Source organism: Gordonia sp. UBA5067 (assembly GCF_002414845.1).
Taxonomy (GTDB): domain Bacteria; phylum Actinomycetota; class Actinomycetes; order Mycobacteriales; family Mycobacteriaceae; genus Gordonia; species Gordonia defluvii.
Genome location: NZ_DIAX01000051.1, coordinates 62,757 through 73,035, shown reverse-complemented (window position 1 = coordinate 73,035; position 10,279 = coordinate 62,757). Strand labels below are relative to the sequence as shown.

Below are 10,279 nucleotides of genomic sequence, written 5' to 3'. Positions count from 1 at the left end.
GGGGCCCAGGGGTACGGGGCCCAGCAACCGGGCTATGGCGGCCCTCCTGCGGGATATCCCGATCAGTACGGCTCGGTCTACGGCTCGGCGTACGGGCCGCAGGGGTATCCGGCATACGTGGCGCGCTCGTCGACAAACGGCTTGGCCGTCGCATCGTTGACGGTCGGCCTGATCGGCGCCGTGGCGACAGTGTGCTTCTTTGCTATCGGCGCTATCAGCGGACTGGTAGCCACGGTGCTTGGGGCGATCGCCCTCAAACAGGTTAACGCCGATCCGGTGCCCGACGGTGCGAGTAGAGGCATGGCTATCGGTGGAATCGTGTTGGGTGTTCTGCAGTTGCTCGGCGCGATCGTTGTGATCGTGCTGTTTGCCGTCGGCGTCGCGTCGGGCTGGTAGACCCAGATGTCGTCAGACATGGAGAGAATGAGGATATGACCGACGGGAACGATGCCAACGCCCGCCCTGATTCGGCCGCCGCAGCGGCACCCGATGAGTGGTCGCCGGTCAACCTGAACAAGTCGGTGTCCCCTCCGGACCATGGATTCTCGCCGCCGCCGGGTTACCCCGATCCGGGGCCCGGATACACTGCGGCGCAGCCGGGGTTCACAGGGCCGCAAACGGGGCAGACTGCGCCACCGCCGGACTACTCCGCGGCAGCACGCGGATACGCGACACCCGGGTATCCCTCCGCTACGCCGGATCCCTATTCGGCGGCCTACGGCTATGCCGCATACCCGGTGCGGGGTTCGGGGACCGACGGGTTGGCCGTCGCGGCACTGGTGTGCGGTGTCCTTGGCCTGATGTGCTGCCTTCCCGGACCGGTCGCGCTGATTCTCGGAATAGTCAGCCTCCGGAACAACAATCGGAATCCACTGGATGGGGGCGGCAGTCGTGGGATGGCGATCGCGGGAATCGTGCTCGGCGCGATTGCCAGCGTCGTCATCGCGGTGTATCTGGTTGGGGTTGTCATCGCCGCGGTGTCGGGCTCCTAAGGCCGCCGCACCACGCGTTTTGGTCGTTGTGGTGCCTGCCCTGTATTCTGGTCGGGTTGCGCGCCCACCTGGGTATGAACCCGGGGATGTTGGCGCAATGACAAAGAACTTGAGTGAAAGAAGGGCAGTCCCATGGCCGTACCGAAGCGCCGCATGTCGCGGGCCAACACCCACAGCCGCCGCTCGCAGTGGAAGGCTGACAATCCTGTGTTGCAGGAAGTCAAGGTCAACGGGGTGCCGCAGCGCCTTCCCCGTCGCCTCGTGAAGGCCGCGGAGCTCGGCCTGATCGACATCGACCGCCGCTAGTACGCGAGAACGGCTTGCCGGGCGCCCGCACTGAACAGTGCGGGCGCCTGCTGCATGTTTGCTCAATGCTGTGCGATTACCTTGTTCACCAGGCGTGAGACGAAGTTGGGTACAACTTTGCTCGCGTTGTTGAGAACCGTCGTCTGCACGCCCACCGAGTAGTGGGTGCGATGGATCAGCTTGTCGGCGGTATTCGGGTGCACCGACGTCCAAACCCGGTCGGCGATCTCCTCGGGAGTTATCCGGATGCCGAGCGTCTTGGCCGACTTGGTGTCGGCGTCGGCCAGTGCGGTCTTGGCCCACAGCGGCCAGATCGCGACGACGCGGATGTCATCGCGCTGCCATTCTAATTCGAGGGCTTCGGTCAGGCCCGCGACGTAGAACTTCGCCGCCGAGTACGTGGCGATGTCGGGCTGTCCGTAAATGGCCGACGCCGACGCGATGTTCACCAGATGCGATCCCGGGGTGACCTTCAGATAGGGGTAGGCCGCCTGTGCGCCGAGCGTGACGCCCAGTACATCGATGTCGATCTGTGCCCGCACGGCCTCCGGTGAGATGGCATCGAGGCGTCCCCCGGCAAGGATGCCGGCGTTGTTGTCCAGCACGTCGAGGGCGCCGCCGGTGTGCGCAGTGAAGTCGGTCAGCGCCTCGGCCCACTGCGCGGGTTCACGGACGTCGAGGGTGCCCGTGATGAACTCCGGGTGGTCGGCTTTGACCGCCGCCACGGCCTGCGGGTTGACGTCGTAGACGCCCACGGTCCACCCGTCGCGCGCGAAGCGCTGCGCGGTGGCGAGGCCGATGCCGGCGGCGCCACCGGAAATGAAGATGGAGGGCATTGCGTGCCTGCTTTCGATTGCGTCATCACAGTGCAACACTGCTGCTTCTACCATATTCTGGCAGCTAACCGTGGGTGCCCTCTCGACCGGTGGGATGGTCGGCCGGTCCGGCTATTCCGTTCCGGCCATTTCGTTCCGGCCATTTCGTTCCGGCCATTTCGTTCCACGGGATCACGATTGGCTACTAAGGCGTGCGTGTCGCCGCCGACATTTGGTAGTTTCGGGCCTGTTCCGTATCAACACGAATAATAGGGGAGCTCCTTAATGACTCAACCGCCCTTCGATCCGGGCCAGCAACCGATCAACCCGGGACAGCCGGGGGCGTACCCACCTGCCGGCCAGCAGCCGGGGGCGTACCCACCTGCGGGCCAGCAGCCGGGCGCGTACCCGCCGCCCCCGCCCGGTGCGCCGGGCTCGTACCCGCCGCCGCCCCCGGGGTCCTACCCGCCCGGTCCGGCCGCGGGTCAGCCGTTCAGTGTCGGTGACGGTTTCAGCTGGGCGTTCAACAAGTTCGGCAAGAATGTCGGGCCCCTGATCCTTGCCACCCTCGTTTTCGGCCTGATCCTCGGCGTGGTGAGCTCGCTGTTCCAGTTCATCGCCGCCGCGTTGGGTGATACCTCGAGCATCAGCGACGGCGATTCATTCGCGGTGACGTCGAGCTACGGTGTCGGCAGCTACCTGGTGATGGCGCTCGGCTATATCGTTCTGGCAGTGCTTAGCGGCTACGTCGCAGCCTCGTACTGGAACGGCATCCTGCAGATCGCCGATGGCCAGCACGTCACGCTGGGATCCTTCTTCCAGCCGCGCAACGTCACAAATGTGATCATCGCGTCGATCCTCGTCGGTATCATCACGGGCATCGGATCGATCTTGTGCGTCCTGCCGGGTCTGATCGCTGCGCTGTTCCTGTACTTCACCACCATTGCCGTGGTCGACCGGAACGCTTCGGCCACCGAGGGGATGGGCCTTAGTTTCAACCTGGTCAAGGATAACTTCGGCCAGACGCTCCTCGTGTGGTTGCTCGCCATCGTGATCGTGCTGGTCGGTGCGATCCTCTGTGGTGTCGGCCTGCTCGTTGCCGTCCCGGTGGCAGCGTTGCTGGTGGCCTACTCGTGGCGTGGACTGACCGGCGGCTACGTCGCGCCGGCTACGCCGTAGCCACGATCTTCAGTATTCGGGCCCCCGCCGTGGCGGGGGCCCGAATGCGTGTGGTGACCGGGTAGGTTCGGTGTTGGCCGGCCGCCCCGGCCCGCTGCTCGAAAGGACTTCGACGATGACGCAACCCCTGCCCTCGGACGAAACTTCGCACCGCTCGGACGCCTACCCGGTGCACGTTGGCGCCAGTCCGCCGCAGCCGGTCTCCTCTGCCGTCCATGCCGATCCAAACGGGGTGCCGTTCAATATCGGCGCGGCGTTCACCTGGGCGTTGAGCAAGTTTTCGTCGAATGCGGTCGGTCTGGTCGGCGGCGCCGTCGTTCATACGCTGTTGCAGGCCGTTGGGCCGGCCGTGGCGATCGGCGGTGCGTTCGCGCTGAGTCAGCGGACGACCACGATCGGGCGAGCGGGCGTCGAGGTCGTCGAAGTGTCCCTGACGCCGGGCAGCATTGTCGCCATCGTTCTCGGAGTGCTCGTCGCCCTCGCCCTGCTCGCCTACTCGCTGAGCGCTTATATCGGGGGTGTCGTCGACATTGCGAATGGTGCGCTGACGAGTATCGGCTCCTTCTTCACGCCGCGGCGCTACGGATCGGTGGTGGCCGCAACGCTGATCCTGCTTGTCGCCGTCGCGATCGGATCAATCGTGATCGTCGGCGGAGTCATCGTCGTCTTTCTATTCTGGTTCACCATCCCGATCATCGTCGACCGCGGCGTCGGGCCACTGGTAGCGATGAAGGCCAGCGCGGCACTCGTGCGTGCGAATCTCGGTGAATCCCTGGTCACTGCACTGCTTCTCGGGATGGTGTGGATCGTCGGGAACAGCGTCTGTGGCTTGTTCATCATTGTGACCGGGCCAATCGTCACGCTCATCGCGCTGTTCGCGCTGCGCCGCCTCGCGGACGAGACGATCGCGCCGTAGCTGACGCCGGCGATCCAGCCGGTGGTGGGAATCATCGTGCTGCCGGTCGCCCAGTTGCGCAACGCCGTCACCGGCCGCCGCTTGTCCGGGTAACTCGTTGCGGTCCGATCGGTCGGCCTTCACCAATTCTCAGCCGTGCTGCGCTAAGAATTAGTCATGCGGATTCTGGTGGTGGATGACGATCGTGCGGTGCGCGAGTCGTTGCGCAGGTCGTTGACCTTCAACGGCTACACCGTCGACACCGGGGGGGACGGGCTCGAAGCGCTGGAAAAAGTCGTGGCGCAACGTCCCGACGTCCTACTCCTCGACGTCATGATGCCGCGGATGGACGGACTCGAGGTCTGCCGCCGCCTCCGATCGGCCGGCGACGATCTGCCGATCCTGGTCCTCACCGCGCGCGACTCGGTGTCCGAACGGGTGGCCGGTCTCGATGCCGGCGCCGACGACTACCTGGCCAAACCGTTCGCCCTCGAAGAGCTTCTTGCGCGGTTGCGCGCCCTGTTGCGCCGCGCGACACCGGAGGAGGAGGACTCCGAGGCGCTGGAGTTCGAGGATCTGCGCTTGGATCCGGTGACCCGCGACGTCACCCGGGGCGACCGGGCGATCAGCCTGACGCGCACCGAGTTCGCACTCCTGGAGATGTTGATGGCCAACCCGCGGCGAGTCCTGTCCCGCAGCCGGATCCTCGAAGAGGTGTGGGGCTACGACTTTCCGACGTCGGGCAATGCGCTGGAAGTCTATGTCGGCTATCTGCGCCGCAAGACTGAGGCCGAGGGTGAACGCCGACTGATCCATACCGTGCGCGGCGTCGGATATGTGCTTCGGGAGACGCCGCCCTGAGCCTCTGGTCCGACCTGCGACGGTGGTCGCAGCGCCATCGTGAAGAAGTCGCGCACCGCGAGATGCGCGAGCCGTTCGCGCTCACCCGCTCGGCATCGCTGACCACGCGCGTCGCCCTGTTGTCGGCGACCGTCGTCGCGGTGTCGGTGTCGCTGATGGCCGCCGCCGCGTACTTCGTCGTCTACCGGGCGATGTACAACGAGGTCGACCGGCAGTTGGAGAGCCGGGCCGACGGGATGACGGCGTTGTCGCGCACCGGGGCGCTGCGCGGCGACCCGCAGCGGGTGGTGTCCGGGGCGGTGTTCTCAACCAATATCTCGATCGCCCTGATCCGTCCCGACGGCCAGACCTTCCTCGTCGGCTCGGTGCCGTTCGAGGGGCCCGAACGCCGGATCGTGCGCAGTGTGAACGCGCCCGGCCAGTACAACCAGAGTCTGCGGACCGCGGGTGAGCAGCGGGTGCTGGCACGCAAACTCGACCGCGGATACACCCTGATCATGTCGCAGAACCTGCTGCACACCGAACGCGTCCTCAAACGTCTCGCGTGGGTGCTGCTCGTGGTTGGCGGCGGGGGAGTGGCACTGGCCGCACTCGCCGGCACGACCGTCGCGCGCACCGGTCTGCGGCCGGTGGCCCGCCTGACCCGCGCCGCCGAACGCGTTGCCCGAACCGAGGTCCTCGACCCGATCCCGGTCAGTGGCAACGACGAACTCGCGCGACTCACCGAGTCGTTCAACACGATGCTCGTCGCGCTGGCCAACTCGCGCGACAAACAGGCCCGCCTGGTCGCCGACGCCGGACATGAACTCAAGACCCCCCTTACGTCGCTGCGCACCAACGTCGAGCTGTTGATCGCCTCGGCCGAGCCCGGCGCGCCGACGGTGCCGCTGGCCGACATGATCGAGTTGCGCAGCGACATCGTCGGACAGATCGAGGAGTTGTCCACCCTGGTCGGCGATCTGGTGGACCTGTCGAGAGAGGAGGCGCCCGAGGTCGTGCACGAGGAGATCGACATGCTCGACATCATCGATCGCAGTCTTGAACGGGTCCGTCGGCGGCGCAACGATGTCGAGTTCGATGTCGACGCGGAGAGCTGGTTCGTGTTCGGGGAGTCGGCGGGACTCTCCCGCGCGGTGCTCAATGTGCTGGACAACGCCGCGAAGTGGTCGCCCGGCGGCCATAGTGTGGAAGTCCGGCTGCGCCAGACGGCCGTGAACGTCGCGGTGCTGACCGTCGCCGACGCAGGCCCGGGCATCCCCGCCGAGGACCGTGAACTGGTATTCGAGCGCTTCTACCGCGCCGCCGCCGCGCGATCAATGCCGGGATCGGGCCTGGGGCTGGCCATCGTGCGGCAGGTCGTCGAACGAATCGGCGGTACGGTGATCGCCGGGCAGTCACATCTGGGCGGCGCACTGATCACCATGGCGCTCCCGGGGCATCCGATCCCGGTGGAACCACCGCCGGTCGTCGTTCGTCAGTAGTGTGGACCGCAAATGTGCAGCGCGCCGACGCAGGGGTGCATCAACGCATAGGCTTTTTCGACCAAGACAGTGAGGCAGCGCAGTGACGCAACCCCCCACCAACGCCAACTCGCCGTGGCAGTCGCCGGGTGGCGCCGGGACCGGCGGCGAGTCGGGGAACCAGCCCCCGCAGCCGGTCTACGGCGGGCCGCCCGCATCGCCGTTCCCGGCCGACGACCAACCGACGATCTCGACGACGCAACCGACGACCACGTCCTATTCTGCGTACGGCTCCGCGCCGGCCAACCCTTACGGAGTCGGGTCGCCGGGATCGTATGGCGCTCCGGGGGCGGTCGGATCGACCGGAGCCCCGGGCGGCGAGCATAACGTCAGTCCGGCACCCAAGGTCCGTGGCAGTTGGGGCAAGCGGACCGCGGTGGTCGTCGGCGCGGTCGCCCTGGCACTCGCGTCAGGTGGGGTCGGCGGGGTCGTGGGCGCCAACCTCACCGGATCGGACTCCAAACCGATGTCAGTGGGCGGTGACCGGTACCGCGACGGAGCGCCGAAAGCGGATGTCCCCGCGCCGCCGGGCAGTGTTCAGGAGGTCGCGGCTCAGGTTCTGCCGTCGGTGGTGTCGATCGCGGTGCGCGTGGGCAACCAGGAGGGCGAGGGTTCGGGAGTCGTTCTCGACGCGGACGGCACGATCATGACCAACAACCACGTCGTGTCGGCGGGTGGGGCGCGGTCGCCCAACGCGCGCCCCACCATCATCGTGATTTTCCACGACGGTACTCGCGCCCCCGCCGAATTGCGGGGCGCTGACCCGATCTCCGACATCGCGGTGATTCAGGTCAAGAACCAGCAGGGGCTGAAGCCGATCAACGTCGGTTCGTCGAAGAATCTGGCCGTCGGGCAGGATGTCATCGCGATCGGCTCACCGCTCGGTTTGGCCGGTACCGTGACCACGGGCATCATCTCGGCGCTCAACCGCCCGGTGTCGACGTCGCGTGTCGGGGACAATACCTCGGTCATGGATGCGATCCAGACCGACGCCGCGATCAACCCGGGCAACTCCGGCGGTGCTTTGGTCAACGCACGGGGCGCGCTGATCGGGGTCAATACCGCGATCGCGACGCTGGGCGGTAGCGATGCCAACGGCGACACGCGGGCCTCGGGCAGCATCGGCCTGGGCTTCGCCATCCCCATTGACCAGGCGATGCGTATCGCCGACCAGTTGCGCAAGACCGGCAAGGCCCAGCATCCGAGTCTGGGGGTTTCGGTTGGACCGGCCTCGACCACCGACGCCACGCAGTCGGGCGCACGCGTCACGAAGATCGTTCCCGGCGGTGCGGCCGCGGCGGCGGGCATCCCCGACGGCGCGGTGATCCACCGTTTCGGGGGGCGCCAGATCTCCGGTGCCGACGATCTGGTCGCGGCGGTGCGGTCGTTCGCGCCGGACGATACCGTCGAGGTCGAGTACAGCAAGGACGGCAAGTCGGCGACGACTAGTGTCAAGCTCAAGACCTTGTCGCCCAACTGATCCGCGCCTACCCCAAGGAGTCCGATGCCCACCTCGGCGTTCGACGAAACCACCCGTGACGATTCGGTTGCTGATGCGGCCGCGCGTGAACTGTCCGCCGGCACAGTCGGCGATCGGGTCCAGACGACCCGGGCGCTTGTCATAGTCGTGGCCGACGACCACGAGGACTCCGACGGCCTCGGTGCACTGGTCGGGGAGTTGCTGGCGGAGGCCGATTTTCACGTCGACGCGAAGGTCGTCGTATCCGGGGACGAGGTGGAGATCCGCAACGCGCTCAACACCGCGGTCATCGGGGGTGTCGATGTCGTCATCTCGGTCGGCGGTGTCGGGGTGCGGGCCCGTGACGTGGCGCCGGAGGCGACCGAGCCACTCCTAGACCGGCGGTTGCCCGGCATTGAGGAAGCGGTGCGGTCGTCGGGCTTGGCCGCGGGTGCGACCGACGCCGGCCTCTCCCGCGGGCTCGCAGGGATTTCGGGACAGACGCTGGTGGTCAACCTGGCTGATTCCCGATCCGCGGTGCGCGACGGAATGGCAACGGTCACCATGCTTGCGCATCAGGTGATCGCCGACATCACCGAGTTTTGAGGGCACCGATGGCGGATGTCGAAGCAGCTGGTGACGCGGATCCGGGCTGGCGTCGGCGCCGGCGGATTGCCGAGGTATTCGGCGATGATTTGCCGGCGACGACCACCGATGAGCGCAGCGGTCCGCCGAGCAGCGGCCGCTCCCGCGAGTGGTATGAGCGCAACCGCCCGCCGCACCACGGGTAGCGGGTCCGATTCGTCGCGTGCGCAGGGGCTGATGGGCGCAGGGTGGGCGGGCAATGATACGGTCTCGATGAGATTTTTTGCGATGAGGCCACGACAGGGGAATGTGATGAGGGCGACGTCTACGTCGTTGCGGCGATACGTGGCCGCGGCAATTGCCGCGGCCGTGGCGGTCGGGCTATCGAGCGCGGGCGGCGCGCCGGCGATGGCACTGCCCAACGGGTCGAAGCGTTCGACCGGCATCGACGGGCAGATTGTCACTCTCAAGCGCACTGCCGAGTCGGCGTACGCCCAGCCCAGTGAGGCGAACAACGGCTTCGCGCGCTCGGCGCGCGTCTCGGGCATCTACACTGCGCGCATCAACCGCGGCGGAGGCAGCGTCCAGGTCGGCTACCTCGTCGGCTGCCAGGTGAATGTCGGTGGCCTGGACGTGGGTATCTCCGGTGGCCTCTTCGGAACCGGGACGTCGGCGGCCAATGGTCTGCCGGGCGTCCTGCCGATCATCAGTGGCAACATCTCCTTCCCCCTCGCCCCCGGGCAAGTCCAGGTCGTCCAGGCCCTCCATAAGAACTTCTCCAAGAAGGTGGTGAGCCTCCAGCTCTCTGGCGTGGAGATCTCCGTGCAGGGCTGCGGTGGCTTCGCACAGGCGCGGTCGTTCATCAAGGTCCTCGCCTCGGAGGGGTACAGCACTGCCCGCGGCACCGTCAGCGGCGAGAGCGGCGCCATCCAGTCCACCCTCTACGGCGCGCCGTTCAGCATCGGCTGACCCCCCTCCACGAAGGATTATTGACGAGATGACATCGCCCTTGATCACCGCACGTCGTGTCGCCGCACTCGGTACGGCGGCGGCCGTTGCGTTCACCGCGTTTGCCGTTACCGCACCGAACGCCGACGCCATGCGTCTGCCCGGCGGGAAGATCTCCCGCAAATTCGTCGATGGTTCCACCGTCACCGCCCGGCTCTACGATGAGTCCGCGCAGCACCACACGGGGAACGTTGCGAATGTCCCGACCAGCCGCGAGGTGTGGGTCTCGGGCAAGATTGTCGCCACGGTGGGCGGCGGTGCGCGCGGCGGAACCATCTACGGCGGCTATGTCGTGGGCTGCCAGCTCAACATCTCCGGGATGGACAGCGGGAACTCGGGCGGGGTGGAGCCGACCACGTTCAGCGGGACTCTCGCGAACAGCGGCACCACGCTTCACCTCGGCCCCGGTCAGGCGGGGTGGGTGCCGATCATCCAAACCACCTCTGGCGAGTACACCAACTATCGCGACTACAACGTCAACCAGTTCACGTTCCGCGGCAACCGCGGCGGTGTCGCCTTCAGCCAAGAGGCTTTCCGGGTCAACGGGTGCGGCGGCTACGCATCGGCCCGCGCCCGCTTCACCGTCGAGGTGGAGACCGAGACGGTGCGCGCGCAGGCCGTCGTGTGGGGCAAGCCCTTTAGCCTCGGCTGACACCTCC

The 10,279-nt window shown here is 66.8% G+C and carries 12 protein-coding genes and 1 pseudogene; 12 read left to right on the top strand and 1 reads right to left on the bottom strand.

The genetic code is table 11. The features are described from left to right. The 3 genes and pseudogenes from B4M62_RS08600 to rpmF form a co-directional block, all read left to right on the top strand. Positions 1-396: pseudogene (locus tag B4M62_RS08600) on the top strand (hypothetical protein); the annotation flags it as partial. Positions 397-431: 35 nt separating this feature from the next. After that, the gene (locus B4M62_RS08595) at positions 432-992 is read left to right on the top strand and encodes a DUF4190 domain-containing protein (protein WP_290706708.1); all 561 of its coding nucleotides are present in this window, start codon (positions 432-434) and stop codon (positions 990-992) included. Positions 993-1,124: 132 nt separating this feature from the next. After that, positions 1,125-1,298, top strand: a complete 174-nt coding sequence (rpmF, locus tag B4M62_RS08590) for a 50S ribosomal protein L32 (RefSeq protein ID WP_290706706.1) — start codon at positions 1,125-1,127, stop codon at positions 1,296-1,298. Between the two features lie 62 nt (positions 1,299-1,360). Here the strand turns inward: rpmF and B4M62_RS08585 are convergent, their stop codons facing one another. Further along, the gene (locus B4M62_RS08585; protein ID WP_290706704.1) at positions 1,361-2,134 is read right to left on the bottom strand and encodes an SDR family oxidoreductase; all 774 of its coding nucleotides are present in this window, start codon (positions 2,132-2,134) and stop codon (positions 1,361-1,363) included. A 264-nt stretch (positions 2,135-2,398) separates the two neighbouring features. On the opposite strand from B4M62_RS08585, the gene B4M62_RS08580 reads away from it, so the two are divergent. The 9 genes from B4M62_RS08580 to B4M62_RS08540 all read left to right on the top strand — a co-directional run bounded on the left by B4M62_RS08580 (position 2,399) and on the right by B4M62_RS08540 (position 10,272). Further along, the gene (locus B4M62_RS08580; RefSeq protein WP_290706702.1) at positions 2,399-3,292 is read left to right on the top strand and encodes a hypothetical protein; all 894 of its coding nucleotides are present in this window, start codon (positions 2,399-2,401) and stop codon (positions 3,290-3,292) included. Between the two features lie 115 nt (positions 3,293-3,407). After that, a complete protein-coding gene (locus tag B4M62_RS08575) occupies positions 3,408-4,208 on the top strand; it encodes a hypothetical protein (RefSeq protein ID WP_290706700.1) in 801 nt (266 codons plus the stop codon). A 156-nt stretch (positions 4,209-4,364) separates the two neighbouring features. Further along, positions 4,365-5,048, top strand: coding sequence for a response regulator transcription factor (locus B4M62_RS08570; RefSeq protein ID WP_290706698.1), 684 nt, complete (start codon positions 4,365-4,367; stop codon positions 5,046-5,048). A gap of 62 nt (positions 5,049-5,110) precedes the next feature. Next, positions 5,111-6,529, top strand: a complete 1,419-nt coding sequence (locus tag B4M62_RS08565) for a HAMP domain-containing sensor histidine kinase (protein ID WP_290706696.1) — start codon at positions 5,111-5,113, stop codon at positions 6,527-6,529. 82 nt (positions 6,530-6,611) lie between these two features. Further along, the gene (locus B4M62_RS08560; RefSeq protein WP_290706694.1) at positions 6,612-8,048 is read left to right on the top strand and encodes a S1C family serine protease; all 1,437 of its coding nucleotides are present in this window, start codon (positions 6,612-6,614) and stop codon (positions 8,046-8,048) included. A 24-nt stretch (positions 8,049-8,072) separates the two neighbouring features. Further along, positions 8,073-8,633, top strand: a complete 561-nt coding sequence (locus B4M62_RS08555) for a MogA/MoaB family molybdenum cofactor biosynthesis protein (RefSeq protein WP_290706691.1) — start codon at positions 8,073-8,075, stop codon at positions 8,631-8,633. Positions 8,634-8,641: 8 nt separating this feature from the next. Further along, on the top strand, positions 8,642-8,818 hold the full coding sequence (locus B4M62_RS08550) for a hypothetical protein (RefSeq protein WP_290706689.1): 177 nt from the start codon (positions 8,642-8,644) through the stop codon (positions 8,816-8,818). Positions 8,819-8,924: 106 nt separating this feature from the next. Continuing rightward, positions 8,925-9,581 carry an MspA family porin gene (locus B4M62_RS08545; protein WP_290706687.1) on the top strand — a complete coding sequence of 219 codons (657 nt, stop codon included), beginning with the start codon at positions 8,925-8,927 and terminating at the stop codon, positions 9,579-9,581. Positions 9,582-9,609: 28 nt separating this feature from the next. After that, complete coding sequence (locus tag B4M62_RS08540) at positions 9,610-10,272, top strand: MspA family porin (RefSeq protein ID WP_290706685.1); 663 nt, start codon at positions 9,610-9,612, stop codon at positions 10,270-10,272. Positions 10,273-10,279 lie beyond the last annotated feature (7 nt).